Here is a 21,920-nt window from a genome sequence, read left to right on the forward strand (position 1 = left end):
AAATAAAGCCGCTGACCCATTAATCAGCGGCTTTTCCATTACTCACTTATATCAGAAGTTGTATTTCACGCCCAGCATACCGCGGGTATCGCTGTAGCCTTTGTCGCCGACCTGTTGAGCCACGTTGCTCCACACGTTGAGTCGCGGGGTGATTTGGCCTTCGACACCGACTTTCAGTTCGGCGATGTTTTTTGTGCCGCGCATGTCGTTGCTGACATCGTCCATTTTCACGCGGGCGGTCTGCGTATTGTGGATCCAGTTGGCTTCGACAAACGGCTGGAACTCGCGAGATTTACCGTCGTCGATGGCGTTGTGGCCATTGATGAAGGCCTTCACGCCCAGGCGGGTCATCAGGTTGCCTGCGGTATCATCCTTCACGCGGGTGCCGTTCGCTTCGCGGTGATCGTCGGCCTGCACGTCCATCCACACCACCTGCGCTTTCGGTTGCAGCCAGTAGCTGTTGCGCTCGCTTTCACCCAGTTTGAAGCTGTAACCGGCTTCCACCGAGGTGGTTACCCCGCTGGATTTATACTTCTCCGCCGCCTGCTCCTGGCCCATCACCTTGTTATCAAACCAGTTGTACAGCACCCAGCTATCCACATAAGTACCGGTCTTGTCGGCGTCATTCGCGTACCAGGTACCGTACAGACCCACGCTGTAACCGGTAACCTGACCGCGTGATGCGTAACCGGTCAGACTGGACTGCGTGCGGTTCTGGCTGTTGGCGTAGCCTGCCATCGCGCCGATGTGCCAGCGATCGAGACCGTCGCTACTCCACTGTGCCAGGTCGCCGCCTAACTGCAATACATAGCTGTTGCTTTGAGTTTTCAACTGCCCGCTGCCATCTTTAAAGCGGGTATGGCCGCCGACGTTGCGCATCCACAGGCTGGTGACTTTTTTCTCGCCCGTCAGCATATCGGTGTACTGCGTTTCCCCCAGACGATCGTGCAGTCGGGTCATAAACAAGGTATTGGCGGCAAAGTTGTTAGCCAGATAGCTACCCGCTTCCGGGCGGTACTGCTGTTCAGTTACCGGCGGCACAACAGGCTCTTCTGGCTCAGGGATCACAGGGTCCACGGGATCAATGGGGTCTGGATCAACCGGCTCAGGGTCAGTTGGGTCGACAGGATCGGGGTCAACCGGACCAGGTGGAGTGACCGGAATAAAACTGGTCAGATACCAGTTGTTGTCCTTCTGTACCACGTTGTAATCATACGCACCGGCAACAATACGGCCCGCTTTTTCAAAGGTACCGTCGGAATTGCCCGCCACTTCAATGATTTCAATTCCTTCTACGGTTTGCGCCCCGGTTCCGCCGATGTTGTTCACCACCACGAACGTGTTACCCGCCGTATTGCCAAGTACCTTCAGCTTATCGGTTTCGGAGGCGTCATCATGAAGCACGGTGTTAAAAACCAGTTTGCCGCCGTTGCCGGTGAAATCCTCATTGATGGTCAGCGTCTGCCACGCTTCGTCGCCACCGTGGCCAAAGTTAACGACTGCCCCGCTGTTTAACGTCAGGTCGGTGAGCGTTGAGCTGTGGGTCATATTCCACGTCGCATCGCGCATTTGCAGCGAGATAACCCCCGTCCCTGCCGTGGCACTGGTGATATATGACGCCCCATTCCACAACGAGTTATCGGTCATGTTGAGCTTAATCGTACTGTTTTGCTGCGCCAGCGTGCTGATCGCCGCAGTGCCGCTGGCGGCGTGCAAATCACCGTCGATGAGGAAGCGACCGCCCGCCGAGCCGTCGACGATACCGCCCATTTCAGTGCTGATGGCATAGCTTTCGTTGCTGTGATCGCCCGCCATGGTAATGGCTGCACCACCGGCGAGGTTTATCGCACCGCGTGAAAGTGCAAACAGACCGCGTGGGGCTTTGCTGTATGAAGTCGCTTTTCCAGCACTGTTCACGCTAATGGTCGCTTTGTCGCCCAGGTTCACGGTCGCGTTCGTGGAGTAGACCGCATGTGCACTGATACCGTTCACCGTAATCGTGGCGTTATTGCCCAGTTCCGTTTTGGACGATGAGGCGGCATAAATCCCCGTTGAGGAAGCACCCGACGTCTCGATGGTAGCGTCATTGCCAAGCAGGATCGAGGAACCACTCCGCCCGGTGCGAAGACCTTCAGAGCCATCGCCGGTCGTCACAATGTGTGCCCGGTCGCCAACGACAATCGTATTTTTGGCCTCCGTAGCGTCTTTCATTGCGTTTGCAGTGATACCACGCCCCTGGTAACCGGTGGTTTGAATATACAGATCGTCACCGACGTAAATGCTGGCCGATCCTTTCCAACCTTGGCTAAAGGAGTTGTAACCAGCGTTAATACCGTCACCATCCTGACCGTCCACATAAATACTGGTGCGATCCCCAGTGATGATAAAGACCGGGTTATCCGGCGTATTAGCCCCATGCGTGCGGATACCGTCAACATCTTTACCGTTGTTAGCGGCATTCTTTGACTGAGTACGAATCGTCAGGTCATCACCGAAAATAACCCCTGGGCTTCCCGTGTTGCTGTTCTGAATAACGGTAAGGGAGTGTTCAAAGGCTTCTGCGCCAGGTCCATTAAGCGTCACCCCGTGGCCATAAACGGGAATCGTGCCCGCATTCCATTGATAAACATAATTCGGCATCGCGCTGGTTTTCGCGAAATGAGCATTCGCCTGAGCAGGAATTAACGCCTGCAATTCCGGGGGCAAACTGCTCACCAGTCCGCTGGAGGGAAGACTGTCGACATCCACCCATGCCGCGTGGGATGAAAATACCATAGAAGCTAATGCGGCAGACACCGCTATGGCTAGACGTGAGTAATACTTAGGATTGGGCATAATTGCCTCCTACATTTAGGCGTAGAGAGTCCACCACATCGTAATAATGTGGAAATAATAAAAATGAAAAACAGTTATAAAATATTCGAGATTATTTTATGAATACTATGTCCCAGCTTTTCTTCAAGCCGAAGTTTATAGACGTAAATTTTCTTAATATCGATATTATCTGTGACGGTGATTTGCTGAATACTTTTCCCCGACATAAAACGCTTCAGCAATATCATTTCCGTGTAGTTTAATGATCGTCCACGCTTGCTGTTAGCCAGGTGACCTGTGAACAGTCGGTGAATCTTCTGATGCTGAACAATATCGTCATCGTCAGAATAAATAATGCCTTGTATGTAACTGCTTTTCGACAACCAGTAATTGGCTAACGGTGTCAGATTCCGGTCAGAGAGCAGGACAATACGCATCCCGCTACGGGCTAAACGGTCAACCCACTGCGGATCGGCGAACAAGCGCAGATTCGGGAACGAAAAGTCGACAAAAATAAAACCCCGGGACAAATGATTTTGATTATTAAGAAGAAGTTTTTCAACGATCCCTGCTTTCAAAAAACGATTCCCCTCAGGCCAGATAGCAAAAGTAGCACGATGGCAATACTGTGCGCGTACCGCAGGCTGCGGAAATAACGAGCAGGATAATTCACAACTTATGCAACGAACATTTGGTGGCGGTTTTCTCTTCATCAAAAACAACTCCTGTAATTTTTTCCTTCAATATTTCACTGGTAAATAAATGTGTCAATCGACACGCTACGCGCGCCCCGTTAGTCAATTAAATTCAGTCATTAAAAATGTTATAAAGTCTTATCAGCAAATTAATACGGATGATAAATAACCTGATACCAATCAGTATATGCGTATCTTTTCTCAGACAAATAACCATAACATTAGGAATTTTGCACACAAATCACGGCACCAGGATAAATACTCACATAGCACTATTTGCTAAAAAATCGACATAAGAGATAATTATCAGTAACATTAATCCGATAATTTAATCACTCTGGCGGCGTGGTGAATAAATATAAGGGTAATTCTGATAAATCTGTAATGAATTCTCATTACTTAACCTTAGTTCATTCTCATCTAAGATTTATCTATGCTATCCGTTTGTATTTTAATGATTTTATTTCATCACCTAAGAACTTTATCACTGATGATGTGCAAAGACCGAGGCGTCTTTGCGATTTGTATGTAGAATTAAAGGGGGTGTCAACGGCACTCCGTGATACGTCTTTGTTACTGAGGGCCGGGCATTGTACCTTATCAATCAGTTGGTCGAATTTAATCCTGATAACAGAAGTCTGGTTAACCAGCAGACCGGGCGGTCGATTCAACTGCAACTGCCAGCCTCACTCTGCTTTTTGTATTTAATTACGCACCCAAATGACATCGTTTCTCAGAACACGCTGCTAAAAGTGGGTTGGGGGGAGCGCAATAATGTCACCACGACCAATACCTTTTATCAGGCAATCCTGACGCTGCGTAAAGCGCTGGAGGAAGTAGGGTTGCCTCGTGACACGGTAAAAACTATTTCTCGCCGAGGACTGAGATTAACGGAAAATACGCAGGTAGAAGTCATAACGCACACACAAAGTGATGTTTCCTTGCCGCCAGTGATTGAAGAAAACACAACACCCGCAACAATAGTTCCCTCACCGAAACAAACAACGCCGGTCCCTCGATGGGGGATTCTTTTTACCCTCAGCGTGCTTATTGCTACCCTGGTTATCTGGCTGGTGTGGTATCAGAAACGCCCGGCGATGCCATTTATCGCCTTCATCTCTATTTCCATGCGAATTCCCTCAAATCAAAACTGCAAAATTTATTATTCACCGAATGAACACAATCTGGACGGTTATTTCAATTTGATGCAATCGCATCCCTCTCTCTGTGAAAAAAACCATTATGTGTTCCTTGCCGGTTACCGCAAAGCCGAGAGAGTGGTCGCCTTTGTCTGTGATAAAGACGCACGAACGGATGCTTCTGCGTTTTGTACCAGCCATTATTACTGGACGCGTGCGCAATGAAAAAAACCTGCACGATTATTCTGGTTAGTATTGGGCTGGCGACGGTTCTCGGTTCAGGTGCCTGGCTATGGCATTCGCGATATGCCGAACAACCACTGAATTGCGTCGGCAACGTAGAGTGGAATATTGGTGACAAACGCTTTACCGGTACGGTGTCGTACCGGATGTACCAGCATGAAGGGCTGGCGACCATTAACGGCAGGCTGTATGGACATCACACCACGGACGTCAGCAGGAACATATATTTTAGCTACACCCAACAGCACGATGCCCGCGTGCTGCAGACGACGCAGGTGGTCAAAACTTTCGCCGATACAGCGGATGAAGATGATATTAACAGTACATTACCGGGGTTTTATCGCCAGAACGGGCGAGGCCTGAGCCTGGTTATGGAGGAGTATAAAGGCGCGTGGATTTTTGCGACGTCGAATGTTCCCTCACTGTATTGCCGCAAAAGATAATATCGTAATTTAACTTAAATCCAGCATTCACATTTATCATCATTGACTTACGCGACATGGGTCACTGAATCCAGTAATAAGCCATTGCTATTCTTCTCCCCGAATCAGGAAGCATCCTGAATACCTCGATATCCACTGCGTAAAAATCAAGCGAAATGGACGTGTTAGAGCGTCCAGAAGACTTTAACCGACGGATGGATATGCGGAGATAACGTGGGCAGGGGCGTTTATCTCTCTGGCGAGCCATGCCTGACAGTACAGGCGTGATCGCATTAAGGAAACAGTGTGTTTCCGGTGTACTTATGGCGTACTTATGAGGGATACATAATGTTTAGTTTTAAAAAGTGCCTGATTGCACTTTCAGTAAACCTGGCGGTTGTTTCATCCGGTTTTGCGTGTACGACCCTGCTGGTCGGCAATGAAGCCTCGGCGGACGGCTCAATGTTGGTGGCCCGTAGCGCAGACAGCGACGCGCTGAAAGCACAGCATTTTTTGATTCATCCGGCGAAACAGAACCAGACCGGGGTGTACAGCACCAAAGCACATAATGGTGCGAATGATTTTACCTGGCCGCTGCCGAAAAACTCACTGCGTTATACCACCGTGCCTAACTGGAAAACCCAGCTACACGGAGCCACCGGTTTTAACGAACTGGGCGTTGGCGTCAGCGGGACAGAATCTATTTTTGCTTCATCGAAGGCGCTGGCCGTTGACCCGTACGTTGAGGATAAAGGGATCACCGAAGACGATATCCCAGACATCTTACTGTCACAGAGCAAAACCGCGCGTGACGCGGTGGCCCTGCTGGGGCATATCGTTAAAACCGTCGGCGCAGGTGAAGGTTTCGGCGTTGCCGTCGTGGATGATAAAGAAATCTGGTATCTGGAAACCGGTAGCGGTCACCAGTGGATGGCACAGCGGCTGCCAAATAATCAATATTTTGCCACCGGTAACCAGGGACGTTTACAGGATTACGATCCACAAGACCCGAACATGATGGCGTCGAAAAACCTGATTGAATTCGCCAGCGAAAAAGGTCTGTACGATAAGGCCAAAGACGGCAAATTCAACTTCTCCACAGTCTATACCCGCGATGATGTACGTGACCGTACCTATAACGACCCTCGCGTGTGGACCATCCAGAAAACGTTTAATCCTTCCGTCAATCAGGATATGGCCGCAGGCCGCGAGTTCCCGGTATTCCTGAAGCCGGAGAAAAAGATGACACTGGACGACGTGAAGTCGGTGTTACGCAGCCACTATGAAGGCACCAGCCATGATCCGTACACCAACGGTCTGAACGGCAAAGAGCCGTGGCGTCCTGTCAGCGTATTCCGCACCTACGAGGCCCACGTGATGCAGGTCCGTCCGTGGCTGCCAAAAGAAATTGGTGAAACAACTTACATTGGCTTGGGTATGGCCGATCTTACCGCCTTTGTTCCTTACTACAGTGGCCTGAAGGCGTATCCGACCAACTATACGATGGGGACGGATAAAGCAGACGATCAATCCATCTACTGGAAGTATCGTAAATTACAGACGCTGACTATGACCGATTATCCTAAGCTCGCGCCCATCGTCAAAAAAGCCTACAAAGCGTGGGAAGACAAGGTTGCACAGGAGCAAAAAGAGGTCGAGGCCGAATATCTGAAGATGGCGAAAACCGATAAGCCTGCCGCAGATAACATGCTGAATGACTTCAACCTGCGCATCATGGCCGACGCCGAGAAGCTGACGGAAGACCTGACGAATCAGCTGTTCACTATCCGCACTAAAGATATTCAGTCTGATATTTTCTTTGCTAACGCAGCCAAAAAAGACTGAGTCACCGCCAGGTAAATGGCCTGGTTTGCTGGTGCGGAGACGTTTTCAGCTCTGCGCCAGCGTTTCACACCGCGCCTTCACGGCGTCGTGCAGCAGGCGCACCGCCGTTGAAAGCTGTTTTCGGTGCGGGCAAATCATATTTAGCGGGACTTTTTCCCCCTGATAATCAGGCATCAGCAACTGCAAACGACCGTCACGTACATCTTCACTCACGTCCAGCCACGACTTATACGCAATCCCTTCGCCGGCAATCGCCAGACGACGGATCACTTCGGCGTCATCGCTCATAAACGTGCTGTTGACCTGCACACTGCTGACCTCACCGTTGCGCGTAAACGTCCAGCGGTCATGGAGTCGTCCGCGTAAGACGAAGGTCATGGCATTTAACGGCGCTAAATCATCTGGTTTTTGCGGCTCACCGTGCTGCGTAACCCACCCCGGAGAAGCCACCAGCACGCGTCGATTACCAGGAGCCACGGGCAGTGCGATGTAAGACGCATCCTCGGTATTACCATAACGAAACGCGACATCGACGGGATCTTTAAACACATCAGTCACCTGATCGGAGAAAAAGACCCGCAGGCGCAGGGCGGGGTGGCAACGACGAAATGACTGAAAAACAGGCAGCAGCAGGTTACGCCCGAGATCGGACGGCACCGCAATTTGCAGCGTGCCGGAAATCTCATCCTCGGGTGTCTGAATTTTCTGCAGACCGGCATGCATCACGTCCAGCATCTGGCGGGCATAAGGCAACCAGACCTCGCCTTCCGGCGTCAGCCGCAGGCTGCGCGTAGAGCGCGCAAACAAGCGGATGGTCAGCGTGGACTCCAGGCGCTTGATGGCGGAACTGACCTGGGCCGGCTGGACGCCGACTTCGCGCGCCGCATCACTAAAACTGTTCAGCGCCGCGGCGCGGACAAACAACGTGAGATCTTCAAGCCGGAACATTTTCACTCCCCGAGTATAAGTCCTGTCGCCGTGAGGCTATTTTTCCCGTTCTGCTACCGGTTTACCATCGAATTATTCAACAGATAAACAGAATCCTGTAACCGGAGAGATTATGAAAGCCATCGCTATTACCCACGCCGCGACTAACGGCAATAACATTGAATTTTTACAAGAAATTGAACTGCCCGTTCCGGTTGCCGCAGGGCATGACCTGCTGGTTGAGGTGAAAGCGATTTCCGTTAACCCTGTTGATACCAAAGTTCGCGAGGGGTTCAACGCTGACACCCCGCGTGTACTGGGCTGGGATGCGGTGGGCGTGGTGAAATCCGTCGGCGAGTCCGTGACGTTATTCACACCGGGTGACGAAGTCTGGTATGCCGGTGCACTGGGTCGGGCGGGCAGTAACAGCGAATTTCAGCTGGTTGATGAACGCATTGTCGCACTAAAGCCGCAATCGCTGGATAACGCCTCTGCCGCCGCCCTGCCGTTGACTGCCATCACCGCATGGGAAATGCTGTTCGACCGCCTGGGTGTTGCAGAAAATGGCAACGAAGGCGACGTATTGTTGATCGTCGGTGCTGCGGGGGGCGTCGGTTCTATCCTGACTCAACTGGCGAGTAAACTGACCAAAATGACCGTTATTGGCACAGCATCGCGCCCGGAAAGCCAGAAATGGGTGCGTGAAGCAGGTGCGCATCATGTGATCGATCACAGCAAACCGCTGACCGAAGAGCTGGCACGAATTGGAGTTAAAGAGGTCACACACGTTGCCAGCCTGAATAATACCGAACAGCACTATCAGCAGATTATTAGCGCCCTGGCCCCTCAGGGCAAACTGGCACTGATTGACGACCCAGAATTCCTTGATGCTCGTCCGCTAAAAGCAAAAAGCATTTCACTGCATTGGGAATTTATGTTTACCCGTTCAATGTTCGAAACCCATGACATCATTGCCCAGCACCAGCTACTGACCCGCGTGGCGCAACTGATCGACAGTCAGACGATCCGTACTACTCTGGGCGAGCATTTGGGCACTATTTCTGCGGCGAACTTACAAAAAGCCCATGCGCAAATTGAAACCGGTCGTGCGGTAGGCAAAATTGTTCTGGAGGGGTTTTAATATGTCTGACACTGAAGTGATTTCTATTATTGCGGTACTGAAAGCCAAACATGGGAAAACCGACGCCCTGAAACAGGCACTGCAGGCCTTACTGCTGCCCACGCGTCGGGAGCCGGGCAATATTGAGTATGCGCTGTTTCAACTGCGCGATACGCCGGATGTGTTTTACGTACGCGAATCCTGGCGGGGTCAGGCCGGTCTGGACGACCATATTGCCCTGCCGCATTTCCAGACGTTTATCCTGCAAATGAACGATCTGCTGGCCGAACCGCTGCGTCTGGATTATCTGACGCCAATTGAGCCTTAATTTCTCTCCGCAATCCCCCGCCACGCGGGGGATACTCAGTCAGGCATTACGCCCCGCCATCACACCGCCATCCACATCCCAGACAGCCCCGGTCACCCAACCCGCTCTATCAGACAGCAGGAACGCGACGGTTTCTGCTACATCACCAGGTGTACCGACCCGGCCTATCGGATGGAAGCTATCAAAACTGCTCATCACGCCCTGTACATCCTCTTTCGGGATAAATCCTTCATAGATAGGCGTGTGCACCACCGCTGGTGAAACGGCGTTCACGCGAATCCCATGCGCACCCAGCTCAATGGCCAGATTTTTCGTTAAAGCATGCAGGCCCGCTTTGGCCATCGAATAAGCCGAAGAAGGCGTCGCGCCCACCGCTTGTTGCGCCCACATAGAGCCGATATTCACAATGGCACCGTTAATGTTTGCGGCCACCATATTGCGTACCACATCGCGGGTGATGAAAAACATCGCGCGGTTGAGGCTCATATACAGTTCATAATCTGCAACTTCATGTTCAATAAACGGTTTCGGGAAGAAAATCCCTGCGGCATTGACCAACAGGCTGATGTCTTTATGTTCACTATTCACCGTCGCCATCACCTGTTTAACGCCCGCTTCCGACATCAGATCCGCCACAATGACGGAGACATCACCCAACTCCGCCAGCGCCTGCCGCGCCTGCTCTGCTTTGTCAGCACGATGGCCTACCAGCACCACTCGACCACCGCCCTGAAGGATCCGTTTTGCAGTTTCAAACCCCATCCCACTGGTACCGCCTACCACTAACAGTTTTTTTCCGACAAATAATGTGTTCATCGCTAACCTCGTTTCAAGCGTCGTTAATGTGCTAACGATGCCACTCCCTTGAGGCGCTGACGAATGAGAAGAAATAGCCAACCGGGAAAGAAAATCTATCTCGATGCCATATACTGAAGATATTCACAAAACGGGAAATGACCTGATGCGATCGCTTAATCGTCTAAAATGGTTACACGCTTTTGAAGCCACTGCCCGCCATGGCAGTTTTACCGGTGCGGCACAAGAGCTGGGGGTTACCCCCGCTGCCGTTGGGCAACTGGTACGCGCCCTGGAAGACTGGGTTGGCCACCCGCTACTGCATCGTACCCGCTCAGGCAAAGAGCGCCTGACGCTGGTCAGTGAAGCACAGGACGCATTACGTGAAATAACTCAGGGACTGGATAGCCTCGAATCCGGATTGAACAAGCTACGCGGTCGGCGGGCGCGCTCGGTGGTAATCATCACCGCCTCTCAGGTGCTGGTGATGAACTGGCTGATGAACCGTCTCAATCGTTTCTCGCAAGCGCATGAAAACATCGAACTACGCCTGAACGTGACGGAAAAATTGATGGATGTCGCCCACGGCGAAGCGGATTTGGGCGTACGTTGCGGCAAAGGCGACTGGCCTGGCGTCAACAAAACCTGGCTGATGGATGAAGAAGCGGTTCTGGTCTGTAGCCCACGTATAGTGCCACCAGGAAAAATATCCTGTGGTGAATGGCTGGCCACACAGAAACTTATCCATGATGATACTCCCCACCCCGGCGCCAATTTCCCAGCCTGGAATGATGTCCTGACCGCCACCCAGGCTCCTGCCGTTCGCGACAGTGGTTTGCACATCAACTCCACCTCCGCCGTGATTCTGGCGGCACTCAGCGGTCAGGGCGTCGCCATTGTGCGCAGAGCATTAGTGCAACAGCTACTGAATGATGGACAACTGGTTCAGCTTCATCCCGACACCCGCTGGCCCCTGACGTGGTCTTACTACATTGTCACACCACAGCACGCGGTTATGCGTCCAGCGGTAAACGTCTTTAATGACTGGCTGATTGCGGATGTGCTGGCAGAAATCGCAACCATCTCTGCTATGATGCCCGCACACAAATAAAACAAAACAGCATGCAGAGGGAAAGATGAGTTCCACCAAAAGAGGGATGATGAACGTCCTGATTGCCGCCGTATTATGGGGAAGTTCAGGCGTTTGCGCGCAGTACATCATGGAGCAAAGTCAGATGTCGTCGCCGTTTTTGACCATGACGCGCCTGATATTCGCCGGGCTTATTCTGCTGATGCTCTCTTTCGTTCACGGCGACAAAGTGTTTTCCATCATCAAAAACCGCAAAGACGCTATCAGCCTGCTAATTTTCTCCGTGGTCGGCGCACTCACCGTACAGCTGACTTTTCTGCTGACCATTGAAAAATCCAACGCCGCTACTGCAACGGTACTGCAATTTCTGTCACCGACCATTATCGTGGCGTGGTTCTCCGTGGTGCGTAAAGCACGACCGGGCATTTTAGTGCTGACCGCCATTCTGACTTCACTTATCGGCACATTCCTGCTGGTGACTCACGGCAACCCAACCTCGCTGTCTATTTCCCCTGCCGCGCTGTTCTGGGGGATCGCCTCCGCCTTTGCCGCCGCGTTCTATACCACCTATCCCTCTACGCTTATCGCCCGTTACGGTACGCTGCCGATCGTGGGCTGGAGTATGTTGATAGGTGGCCTGATCCTGCTCCCGTTCTATGCCGGAGAGGGAACGGACTTCGTGGTCAATGGCAGTTTAATTCTGGCATTTTTCTATCTGGTGGTGATCGGTACATCGCTGACGTTTAGCCTGTACCTGAAAGGCGCGCAGATGATTGGCGGACCGAAAGCGAGTATTTTAAGCTGTGCGGAACCGTTGAGCAGCGCCCTGTTGTCGCTGTTGTTGTTAGGGATTACGTTTACCTTGCCAGACTGGCTGGGCACGTTGCTGATCCTCTCGTCGGTAGTGCTGATCTCAATGGATTCACGTCGCCGCGCCAGAGCGGTTTAACGCCAACCGGCGCGGCAACGGGTTAATTACCAGCCCGGAACCGCGCCGCCGTTAAAGATAGTTTCCGCCGCCTTTGCCACTTCAGGTGACTGATAGGATTGCAGGAATTCTTTTACGTTCTCAGCATCTTTGTTGTCTTCCCGCGCCACCAGAATATTCACATACGGCGAGTTTTTATCTTCGATAAATACGCTGTCATGTACCGGAGAAAGCCCTGTCTGTTGAATATAGGTGGTACTGATGATCGCCACGTCCACTTTCTGATCGTCCAGTACGCGTGGTAGCTGCGCGCCTTCCAGTTCCATAATCGTCAGATGCCGTGGATTATCAGTGATATCCAGCGCCGTCGGCAGCAGACCTGTCCCCGCTTTCAGCGTGATTAACTTTTCTTTTTGCAGCAACAACAACGCCCGCCCAAGATTGGTTGGATCGTTAGGTATTGCAATCGTTGCGCCGTCTTTCAGTTCCGCTACGGTTTTGATTTTCTTCGAATAACCGGCCATCGGAAAAACAAAGGTATTGCCCACCGCCACCAGCTTATAGTTATGCGCTTTATTATCCTGTTCAAGGAACGGACGATGCTGGAAGACGTTGGCATCCAGCTCACCATGATTAGTTGCATCATTGGGCAGTAACGAACCACTAAACCCCACCAGCTCAACATCGAGTCCGTACTTCTCTTTGGCCACCTTCTTCGCAACCTCTGCCACATCCTGCTCTGCGCCGTTAATCACGCCGACTTTAATGTGTTTTGCGTCACCGCTTTGCTGGTCGCAACCTGCCAGCAATAATCCCGCCAGTAATACCACCGCCCCGGCCCCGAAATATGGTCTCTTCCGCTTCACGTTTTTATCCTTTTTAATTAACCACCCATAGAGTAATAAATTGACTATAGCGGGAAGGCCGCTGCGGTTTAAAAAACGAAAAAGCATCAGCAAGAAGAAAAAGGCATAACGGAAATAAAAGAGATTAGTCGAAGTGTTCCATAAGCTCATCAATGGATAGCCCGGTAATCAGTAGCACCAGGTCGCGATCAATACCCTTTTCAAGCATGGCATGTGCAATCCGCAACGCTTCGTCCAGCTTTCCTTCCATCTTTCCTTCTTTTCTCCCCGACTCACGTAAGCATTCAGCAATAGTCATTAATCTCTCCTTGTGTAGGGGAACGCGCCCGGCCAGCTTGCGAATAAACGCCTCAAATCGGGTCGCACTGCCAGACTGTAGCAAGTAATTAAACAGCGTTTCTATTTGGCTGTCATTAGCGTGTTCCTTAACAAGCAGGACCGCCAGTTTATCGACCAATAGCATCAAATCACGCTCGCGGATGTGCTTCTGAACAAGCTCTAGCAAAGCCATCCGCCGATGCTGCATAATCTCATCATCGGACACCACCGTGATGTCTACCAGCGGGAAAGTCGCGCCATAAAGCCGCCGCGCAGTTTCTGGATCGTCAAACTCATCCAGCCAACACAGTGAAAAAGGGTACGGGCTGGCAACGCCATGGTAAAAAAGTATCGGCACCACCAGGGGTAACGTTTTATGCCCGGCGTCGAGATGACGCTGCATTGCGGCAATGGCATAGCGCATCAGCCGAAATGCCATATGGGCATCCGGCGAACTTTGATGTTCAATCAGCGCATAGATATAGCCCCTACCCTTCGTTGTTTGCAGTGACCACAGTACATCGGAATAACTGGCCCGCAGGTCTTCCTCCACAAAACTACCGGATTCAAGCTTCAGTGTGTTCAGGTTGCAAAGGGCGCGTAGGGATTCCGGAAGCCAGATATCCAGGAAATCCCGCGCCGTTGCCGGATGGCCTAAAAACCGTTTAAACACCGCATCATGCGGCGTAGAGGTCGTGTTTTTTTTCATGGCGCTCCATCACCTGCAGTACAAGATGACGGGACCTTACTCACCTATCGCATTATCCGCATCAGGCAACTTTTAAGCCTGCGAGGCGCTTTGTAGGATAAAAACTCTCAACTGCAATGCATACATTTTCAGGGAAAAATGTTCGCAAAAATGCCCGGTGGCGATAACGCTTACCGGGCCTGTATGTCGGGGGTTACATGAAGGTGGAACGATCACACCAGACCTTTTACGATCTCCATTAATCTGCGGACATCTTCCGGTCGGGTATTGCCGGTTTGCGGGTCGATTATTGAGCTGTAAACATGAGGCATCACGCGCGGTACGCCTGCTTCCAGGCAGGTTTGCAATATGATGCCGAAATTATCAAGATCGATTCCGCCGGTGGGTTCAATCAGCGTCATCCCGTTGCGCGCGGCGGTCGTCGCCAGCACGTACAGCTCCGGTAACGACGTCTCGCCGCCCATCGGGAAAAACTTCGCCGCATGCGCCCCTGAATCCTGCATCATGCGAACTGCCGCATCACAGGAAACCCGAGCAGGTGTCCCTTTGCTGCTGCTAACCCCGGTGGAAATAAGCACCTCACCCGGCGTACCTGTCGGGCTAACCAACGCGTTAATGTGCGTCTGCTCTCCCCCCGTAGCCGCCAACGCACCCGCCGCAAAACCACAGCCAGTAAAGGTCTGGTTGACGTGCGCCGGATGAACCGCTGACGCAATCATCGCCGCTTTGTAATACTGCGCCGGATCTCCGGCTCCCAACCCTACGGAGATAGATGGCACCTCCGCCATCCAGCGTTTCACTTCCTGAACGCCTTCTTCCACTGAGGCAAACTGCGAAGAAAGCACGCCGATCGCCGCATGACCCTCGGCGGCGTCGTAGATTTCCCGCGCATTGGCGATATCCTTCGCCAGCACGTTAATCGCCACACGTTGACGATAAAAATTAATCTGCTGCATGGTCTGCAATCTCCTTCAGTCGTGCCACGATCAGCGCCATTTCCCCTTCCGCGACCGTACGCGGGTCAAGGCTAAAGACGCCCTGATGAAGATTGTAACGGCGAGCGTAAATAGCGATATCACCACCACGTAGTTGGGATTCGACTTCACGGGCGTCAATGCCTAAAGCCTGCGCGTTCACCTGCACGCGAATACGCCAGATGGCGCGTCCGGCTTCATCCTGCTCAATATCCGCGCTCAACCCACGAATCGTTGAAATCGCATCCGCTACTGGCTGCAGTTGTTCGGCAGTGACCACAGCCTGTTCCTGATGATAATTTTCCAGCGCGTACACCAGCCCGACCATGTTCTCCTTGCCGATTTTCATCGCCCTGGCAATACCGTGGTGCTGCGCTTTACAGGCGGCGATCCACGATTTCTTGCCGGTGATAAACCCGGAGGTTGGCGCGTTGAACGCTTTTGCCCCGCTGTAAATCACCATGTCGGCGCTGCTCGCAACCCAAGCGTGCAAATCCTCCTCGGCGGCGGCATCAACAATCAGCGGCAGGTTGTGAACCTGCGCAACCTGCACAAAATCCGCAATGCTCAGCATGCCTTTCTGCACGCAGTGGTGTGATTTCACATACAGTAGCGCGGCGGTGTTGTCGGTAATCGCGCTCTCCAGTTGCCAGCGGGCCGACAGATTACTTGAGCCGACTTCCACCACGCACCCGCCGCCTAAGCGAATGGCGCTGGTGATTGGCGCACCGTAATCTACGTTATGCCCGCGCAGCATGACCACTTCGTTGGCCATACCGGCGCTGTCCGGCATCAGCGTAACCCTGGCCTGGTCGCCGCGGGTAATGGCAGCTGCCACGGCAATGGCGATGCCCGCCGAGGCGCAGGAAGTGACATAGCTGTCCTCAGCGCCGGTAAAGCGGGAAACCAGTTCGCCGGTACGATCCACCAGTCGGTCAATTTCAACAAAGGCTGAGGCCGCTCGCGCCGTAGCCTGCATCACTTCCGGCGCCACGCTGGAGACACCCAGAATCGTCATTTTGCCACAGGCGTTAATGACCTGTTTTAGCCCCAGTTGTTGATAGATATTTTGCGTCATGGCTTACAGTACTCCCAACAGCGAACAGACCACGCTCAGCGCCACAATCGACAGCAGAATGGTGGTGTAACGCGGCCCTTTCTTCACCAGATAGAAGTAAATGGCGAACACCGCCGCCAGCGGCAACAGGCCGGGGGCAATAGAGTCGAGGATTTGCTGCACCACCACTTCCGAGCCTTTCAGCGCGCTAAGCTTTAACGGGGTGGTGATCTTGACGTAGCTTGCGGACAGCGCCCCCATCATGATCAGGCCCAACACGTTAGCACCGTAGATAAGCTCCTTTATTCGCCCTCCCTGCAGCAGACCAATTATCGAGTCACGCCCCAGCGTGTAGCCTTTGTGAACCATGCCGTAGCTTATCGCCAGCGTAATAGCGGGATAGAGAATTAAGGGGACAATGCCGCCCATCGCGCTGCCATTGGCGGCGAATGGGATGAAGATAGCGATTAACAGCGGCATTACGGCGGCCCAGATGATGGAATCCCCCATCCCGGCCAGCGGCCCCATCAAACCTGTTTTAATCCCGGTAATGGAGGCGTCGCTGATCGGCTCACCGCGCGTTTTTTGCTCCTCCATCGCAATGGAGATCCCCTGAATCACCGCCCCAAACGTCTGTTCCGAGTTGAAGAAGTTCAGATGGCGTTTTAGCGCTTCCACCTGTTCCTCTTTTTGCGGGTAGAGCTTTTTGATGATCGGCGTCATTGAGGCGCAGTAAATCAGACTTTGCAAACGTTCATAGGAGCTGGATACTTCCGCACCCAGCCAGTAAATAAACCAGGCTTTAGTGATGTCGGCTTTGGTCAGCGTGCCGCTTTCACGCGCGCGCTCCACCAGTTCATGCTGCATTACGTCGCTGCTCATTATGCTGCTCCTTCATTTTTCGCCAGACCTTTAATCAGGAAGGCCACGCAGGTACCAAAGATTGCCATCGCCATGATGTCCACCTTCAGGTACAGCACCGCAAAGAATCCACCGATAAACCACGGCAGCAGGCTCTTTTTACCGATCACCATAATGGTGATGGCGAAGCCCAGCGCCGGCAAAATGCCACCCATAATTTCAAAAGAGTGGGTCAGCCAGTGAGGCATCAGCTTGAGGAAGCTTTCCACCACGTCCTGACCAAAATAGTTGGCGGCGAAGACAACCGGGAAGCGCAGTACCAGGCCGAGTAACGCCGGATAAAGAAACGCGCAGCGCATAATGCCTGCCATATTCGCCGTTTCCGCATGCTTATCCGCCATATGCACCCACGCCGCGTTCAGCGTACGGCGCAACTGGTCGAGGAACACGCCGATCACGCCAAACGGGATCGCCAGCGCGATAGCCAGATTTGGGTCCATTCCCGCCTTCACGGCGATAGGAATCGAGATACAGGCGGCCAGCGCGGGGTCTGACGGTACGTTACCGCCCGGCGTGGAGGTGACACCGAGATAAACCAACTGCATGCCGGCGCCAATGATCATCGCCGTTTCCATGTTGCCTAACAGCAGGCCAACAAATACGGCAATAACAACGGGCTGAAGCAGCATGGCGGAGAAGGTGTAGCCTAAACGTAAACGGGCAAACCAGTAATACAACCCCATCAGGCTTGCAAAGACTAAAGTGTCCATAGTGTTATTATCCTATTATCAAAGAGTTAGAATTTTTTCAGGATATCGTCCAGCGACTGCGGCTTATCTTCCGGGATAGTCTGGAAGAACACCTGAATCCCGCGATTTTTCAGGTCGCTCAGAATGCCAACGTCTTTTTCGTCCAGCGTAATGTTCTGGAATACTGCTTTGCGGTTTGGCCCGCCGCCCAACCCGCCCACCTGAATGGTAGTCACGTCAAAGCCCAACTGGACCGCCTCCTGAATCGCCGTCAGGGAAGGAAACAGCACCAGGACTTTGCCGTCACCAAGCTGGTTTTCTTTCCATGCGGCCGCAAAACTTTGGTTACCGTAGCAATCCACTTTGATGTTCGGCGGAGCTGCCATCAGGTAGATATTTTTCATAAACGGATCGGCGTCCAGTTCATCACTGACTACCGCAATACGGTTTGCCTGCGATTGTCCAACCCACTTGGTGACGACCTGCCCATGGATTAGACGGCTATCGATACGACATAACACGATGTTTGCCATGATGTTTTCTTCCCTATTTTGATTGTTGTAATTGACGAACGTGGGCAACAACGTCCAGACAACTGCTGCGCCCGGCATCAACCAGTTCAGCCACGCAGGTGGTCAGCAGACCATGCTCACGCCTGTCCAGCGCCTCCAGTAGCAAAGAGGCATTCAGCCCGGAAATGACTGCCACCGGGTAATCGGCGCTCAGCCGCGCCGCCACGTTAGAAGTGGTGCCGCCAATAAAATCCGTCAGGATAAGTGAGCCTTCCGGCATGGTTTTCACCACGGCTTCGACGCGCTGATAAAACTCACCGAGCGTATCGACAGGCATCAGCGCGATTTCGGTCACGCCTTTGATTTCACCCGTCACCATGCGCAGGCTGTTGCAAAGCTGTTGCCCCCAGCCGCCATGGGTCAGCAGCAGGATTTGGGGTAAGGATTCAGTGGTAGTCAAAATGGCCTCCTGGCTCGATTACATAGACACAGGTAACCAGAGCAAGGGATGTGCCAGAATTTGTGTCACGCGGAGGCGAAGAAAGGACTGGCGGGACGTAAAGCCCCGCCAGGTAAGGGATCAGCTATATAACAGTTCGTAGATATAAAAATATTCCGCGTCCGATAAGCGAATGGCATAGGCCTCTTCGATCGGCAGGAAAGCGGATTTAATGACACTAAACGCGTGGGCGTCCAGCTCCGGCTTGTTTTCAAGCGCCATCTGTAACGGTTTGCGGTTAATCACGATACGCTCGACCATACAACAGCAGTGGATCAGGAAGCGCAGTGTCACCTGACGGCTCGGTTTTAGCGAAAGTGCGGAGGTCAGATGATTCAGCACACCTTCCATTTCTTTCAGAATACGCTGAGGATTGAGCACCGAAATATGGTTGATGATGCTCTCCATAGTCAGCGCACTGATAAAGCGCATGGCGCTGCGTTCCATCTCCAGACGACGTTCGCTGCTGGAGAGATCGGGCGTCAGCAGGCTCAGCACCAGTTCTGGCCCCTGCTCGGAGAACAATTCTTCCAGCGAGATAAACGGAATGTCCGGCAGTCCCGGCTGGAAAGTACCGACGATCCCCGCCAGACGTTCACTGGCGTTAATCGCCTGCTGAACGCGCTCCAGGCTGCGGACTTCGTTGTAATCGAGGATCACCATCCGCGTATCCTGCGACATTAGTTCGCCGAAGCTCTCCTCCAGCACCTTTTTAATTTTTTCCGCCGTGCCCATCCCAGTGATGCAGGAGATGACCAGCACTTTGCCGTTATTTTCCTGCTGTGGCGTACAGAGCTGACAGGGGATATCTTTACTCTGCATTAACGCCGCCAGCTGCGTTAAGTCACTGGTTTCATAGCTTAAGTCCAGACCCAATTCCAGCAAACTGGTCAGGGTGATATTCGGCATCAGTAGGACATCTATCTGGAATAACTTGCTGATCGTACTACCAAAATGAATCAGTGAGCCGATATCCACCATCAATATCAGCCGCTGCCAGCGTCGGGCCTGGATCATCTGGATTAACGTTTCTAGGGTGTCATGCACCGATTGCTCAAACGGCATATCGATAGCGCTGAACAATTCGCGCTCCAGAACACGGTTCACGTACTGCGCCTGACTCGTGGCGGTGGTGGCTCCGTGGGCAATTAAAACCACGCCACAGTCCGGGCTGGCATCAATGCGCTGTCGGTAATGGCGACACTCTTTCAGGAACAAACACAGCCAGACAACTTCCGTCGCCGGGCACTGAATATGCAGCAGTTCATTGATTTTTCGACACAACAGCGTGGCGTTTTCGTATTCATCTTTGCAACGGTCTAGGATCAGGCTGGAAGAGTAAAGCTGTGGGATCAGTCCGCGCTGCACATAGCCAATCAGCGCCAGAAGGTGCTTGCGCAGTGGGTTCACTAAATTTTCCGGCAGCGTAAAACCCAGCACCTGTTCCACACAGCCGATGAGTAACGTCACCCGTTCTTCAATCTGGTCACCATAGCGCGGGGGATGCGCCACGTTGTCGCGACTGTAAAGACCGTAATCAAATATCGAGCTGAGCTTATTCTTGAGTATTGCCAGCGTTTCGGCGGGCGGCACGTTGCTGTTACGCAGATTGACGTATTCACGGGTCAGGAAGCTGTAAAAGAGATCGCTGTCTTCAATTTCCGTCCCGGTTGCCAGCGAGTTTTTTAATGCCGGGAGCGTGCGCGCATCCACGCTCAGCCGTGCGTTGCCGCCAAACAGTGCATCAACCAACTGACGCTGTTCCGCCGTGGCGTTAAACGGCATCTCTGCGAGCCGTTTGTCCAGCTGTAGCATGTCGCTTTGCTCCGCCATCCCTGATGCCCACGCCTGGGCGCACAGAAACTGAATATCGCTCTTGAGCTGGCCAATATTGCCTTCCAGCGGTTTGTTCAGCAGCCAGAGCAGCAGCGTTTTGTCGATGCTTACCGTGCGTTCAATTTTACGGCTCTCACGCTGTAAGAAACCAACAATTAATTCAACCTGCTCTTCGATTGAACGCTGGCGAATACCGGGCAAATCGATACAGACCTGAATACGCCGCTGGAAGGTGCGTAGCAGCGCCGAACTGACGGGTTCAGTCGTCGCACAGATCAGGCGAACCGAAATTGAGCGCGCCGCAGCGCTCGAACCCAGAGGCCGGTATTCACCCTTATCGAGAATGGAGAACAGCTTTTCCTGCCCCTCATACGGCAGTCGATGGACCTCGTCGAGTAACAGATAACCACCGTCAGCCTGTTCAACCAGACCGGGTTTATTCTCGTTTGCTCCGGTAAATGCCCCCTGGCGATGACCAAACAGATGTGAGGAAAGCAGTTCCGGGTTATGCGCGTATTCTGCACAGTTAAAATAAACCAGCGGTGGCGGCGCTCCCGTCGCACGTTCGCAGGCGAAACGGTGCATCAGTTCGGCAAAAAAGGTTTTACCAACGCCGGAGGGACCGGTCAGCAGAACATGCAGCCCGTGGGGATACAGCACCGCCGCGCGGCCTTTTTCCACCGCATCATGCAGGCTGCGATCGTAGCCGATAAGTCCGATAAAGGGATCGTCAGAGACCAGGCTCTCCTGATGGGCAATGAGATCGGCAACCGAACGCACTTCGCGTTCGGACGCATCCAGCGTGCGATCCAGCAACATTTCAATTGCCTGACGATGCAGGAAGAACACCGGACGGCCACGGCTTTTAATCGCCAGACCATCATTCCATAACTGATTGAGGTCTTTACTGACAGAATTACGCGCCAGTCCAAGGTTAAAGCCTATAGCCTCCGCGGTGAATGCCGTTTCCTGCGCCAAACTGGCAAGATTTAGCCCACGCGTCAGCCGTTCCAGCTCCCCCAGTATTACCTCAATCCGCCTCATCTCTTTACCGCTTAAGAAATTAATGATTGTTCAGAACATACACTATTCTGCTGCGCAAGAAAGTGAGGGATGGGAAGAATCGGTCTACAACTTACAGCTGAAACCGGTTTTCTGACTCATGCAGAACGCTTAGAGAGCCATATGCTGTC

Annotated in this window: 20 protein-coding genes; 7 read left to right on the top strand and 13 right to left on the bottom strand. The window is 52.6% G+C overall.

What is annotated here, in order from left to right; translation table 11 throughout:
* Positions 1 to 51: 51 nt before the first annotated feature.
* Both misL and QNN86_RS10610 read right to left on the bottom strand, forming a co-directional pair.
* Positions 52 to 2,835, bottom strand: coding sequence for an intestinal colonization autotransporter adhesin MisL (gene misL / locus QNN86_RS10605; protein ID WP_181618265.1), 2,784 nt, complete (start codon positions 2,833 to 2,835; stop codon positions 52 to 54).
* Positions 2,836 to 2,909: 74 nt separating this feature from the next.
* On the bottom strand, positions 2,910 to 3,527 hold the full coding sequence (locus QNN86_RS10610; RefSeq protein WP_115257147.1) for a helix-turn-helix transcriptional regulator: 618 nt from the start codon (positions 3,525 to 3,527) through the stop codon (positions 2,910 to 2,912).
* A gap of 572 nt (positions 3,528 to 4,099) precedes the next feature.
* Here QNN86_RS10610 and QNN86_RS10615 point away from each other — a divergent pair.
* The 3 genes from QNN86_RS10615 to QNN86_RS10625 all read left to right on the top strand — a co-directional run bounded on the left by QNN86_RS10615 (position 4,100) and on the right by QNN86_RS10625 (position 7,158).
* Positions 4,100 to 4,873 (top strand): winged helix-turn-helix domain-containing protein, encoded by a 774-nt coding sequence (locus tag QNN86_RS10615; protein ID WP_181596091.1) that lies wholly within the window; start codon positions 4,100 to 4,102, stop codon positions 4,871 to 4,873.
* A complete protein-coding gene (locus QNN86_RS10620; protein WP_137399554.1) occupies positions 4,870 to 5,334 on the top strand; it encodes a hypothetical protein in 465 nt (154 codons plus the stop codon). The genes QNN86_RS10615 and QNN86_RS10620 overlap by 4 nt, the downstream gene beginning before the upstream one ends.
* Positions 5,335 to 5,661: 327 nt before the next feature.
* The gene (locus tag QNN86_RS10625; RefSeq protein WP_414211060.1) at positions 5,662 to 7,158 is read left to right on the top strand and encodes a C69 family dipeptidase; all 1,497 of its coding nucleotides are present in this window, start codon (positions 5,662 to 5,664) and stop codon (positions 7,156 to 7,158) included.
* Positions 7,159 to 7,203: 45 nt separating this feature from the next.
* Here the strand turns inward: QNN86_RS10625 and QNN86_RS10630 are convergent, their stop codons facing one another.
* On the bottom strand, positions 7,204 to 8,106 hold the full coding sequence (locus QNN86_RS10630; protein ID WP_137362522.1) for a LysR family transcriptional regulator: 903 nt from the start codon (positions 8,104 to 8,106) through the stop codon (positions 7,204 to 7,206).
* Positions 8,107 to 8,218: 112 nt separating this feature from the next.
* On the opposite strand from QNN86_RS10630, the gene QNN86_RS10635 reads away from it, so the two are divergent.
* Positions 8,219 to 9,226: a zinc-binding alcohol dehydrogenase family protein gene (locus QNN86_RS10635; protein ID WP_181618263.1), complete on the top strand. Its 1,008-nt coding sequence runs from the start codon at positions 8,219 to 8,221 to the stop codon at positions 9,224 to 9,226.
* Between the two features lie 16 nt (positions 9,227 to 9,242).
* Positions 9,243 to 9,533: a putative quinol monooxygenase gene (locus tag QNN86_RS10640; protein WP_249417901.1), complete on the top strand. Its 291-nt coding sequence runs from the start codon at positions 9,243 to 9,245 to the stop codon at positions 9,531 to 9,533.
* Between the two features lie 39 nt (positions 9,534 to 9,572).
* On the opposite strand, the gene QNN86_RS10645 is transcribed toward QNN86_RS10640, so the two are convergent.
* Positions 9,573 to 10,349, bottom strand: coding sequence for an SDR family NAD(P)-dependent oxidoreductase (locus QNN86_RS10645; RefSeq protein ID WP_279277486.1), 777 nt, complete (start codon positions 10,347 to 10,349; stop codon positions 9,573 to 9,575).
* Positions 10,350 to 10,494: 145 nt separating this feature from the next.
* Here QNN86_RS10645 and QNN86_RS10650 point away from each other — a divergent pair, with 145 nt between their 5' ends.
* Complete coding sequence (locus QNN86_RS10650) at positions 10,495 to 11,439, top strand: LysR substrate-binding domain-containing protein (RefSeq protein ID WP_181618260.1); 945 nt, start codon at positions 10,495 to 10,497, stop codon at positions 11,437 to 11,439.
* Positions 11,440 to 11,464: 25 nt separating this feature from the next.
* Positions 11,465 to 12,367, top strand: coding sequence for a carboxylate/amino acid/amine transporter (locus QNN86_RS10655; protein WP_181618259.1), 903 nt, complete (start codon positions 11,465 to 11,467; stop codon positions 12,365 to 12,367).
* Positions 12,368 to 12,393: 26 nt separating this feature from the next.
* Here the strand turns inward: QNN86_RS10655 and nlpA are convergent, their stop codons facing one another.
* The 9 genes from nlpA to dagR all read right to left on the bottom strand — a co-directional run bounded on the left by nlpA (position 12,394) and on the right by dagR (position 21,771).
* A complete protein-coding gene (gene nlpA / locus QNN86_RS10660; RefSeq protein ID WP_414211061.1) occupies positions 12,394 to 13,212 on the bottom strand; it encodes a lipoprotein NlpA in 819 nt (272 codons plus the stop codon).
* Between the two features lie 124 nt (positions 13,213 to 13,336).
* The gene (locus QNN86_RS10665) at positions 13,337 to 14,239 is read right to left on the bottom strand and encodes an Rpn family recombination-promoting nuclease/putative transposase (protein WP_414211062.1); all 903 of its coding nucleotides are present in this window, start codon (positions 14,237 to 14,239) and stop codon (positions 13,337 to 13,339) included.
* A gap of 212 nt (positions 14,240 to 14,451) precedes the next feature.
* Positions 14,452 to 15,195 (bottom strand): 2-dehydro-3-deoxy-phosphogluconate aldolase, encoded by a 744-nt coding sequence (gene dagF, locus QNN86_RS10670; protein ID WP_182270710.1) that lies wholly within the window; start codon positions 15,193 to 15,195, stop codon positions 14,452 to 14,454.
* Positions 15,182 to 16,291, bottom strand: a complete 1,110-nt coding sequence (gene dgaE / locus QNN86_RS10675; RefSeq protein WP_414211064.1) for a D-glucosaminate-6-phosphate ammonia lyase — start codon at positions 16,289 to 16,291, stop codon at positions 15,182 to 15,184. The genes dagF and dgaE overlap by 14 nt, the downstream gene beginning before the upstream one ends.
* Positions 16,292 to 16,294: 3 nt before the next feature.
* Positions 16,295 to 17,155, bottom strand: a complete 861-nt coding sequence (locus tag QNN86_RS10680; RefSeq protein WP_414211093.1) for a PTS system mannose/fructose/sorbose family transporter subunit IID — start codon at positions 17,153 to 17,155, stop codon at positions 16,295 to 16,297.
* Positions 17,152 to 17,901 (bottom strand): PTS mannose/fructose/sorbose/N-acetylgalactosamine transporter subunit IIC, encoded by a 750-nt coding sequence (locus QNN86_RS10685; protein ID WP_003023960.1) that lies wholly within the window; start codon positions 17,899 to 17,901, stop codon positions 17,152 to 17,154. Before QNN86_RS10685 ends, QNN86_RS10680 begins: the two co-directional genes overlap by 4 nt.
* Before the next feature lie 26 nt (positions 17,902 to 17,927).
* On the bottom strand, positions 17,928 to 18,413 hold the full coding sequence (locus QNN86_RS10690) for a PTS system mannose/fructose/N-acetylgalactosamine-transporter subunit IIB (protein ID WP_181618254.1): 486 nt from the start codon (positions 18,411 to 18,413) through the stop codon (positions 17,928 to 17,930).
* 13 nt (positions 18,414 to 18,426) lie between these two features.
* Positions 18,427 to 18,852, bottom strand: coding sequence for a PTS sugar transporter subunit IIA (locus QNN86_RS10695; protein WP_181618253.1), 426 nt, complete (start codon positions 18,850 to 18,852; stop codon positions 18,427 to 18,429).
* Positions 18,853 to 18,972: 120 nt separating this feature from the next.
* On the bottom strand, positions 18,973 to 21,771 hold the full coding sequence (gene dagR / locus QNN86_RS10700) for a transcriptional regulator DagR (protein WP_414211065.1): 2,799 nt from the start codon (positions 21,769 to 21,771) through the stop codon (positions 18,973 to 18,975).
* Positions 21,772 to 21,920: the final 149 nt, after the last annotated feature.

It is taken from the genome of Citrobacter sp. C348 (assembly GCF_047467975.1).
Taxonomy (GTDB): Bacteria; Pseudomonadota; Gammaproteobacteria; order Enterobacterales; family Enterobacteriaceae; genus Citrobacter; species Citrobacter gillenii.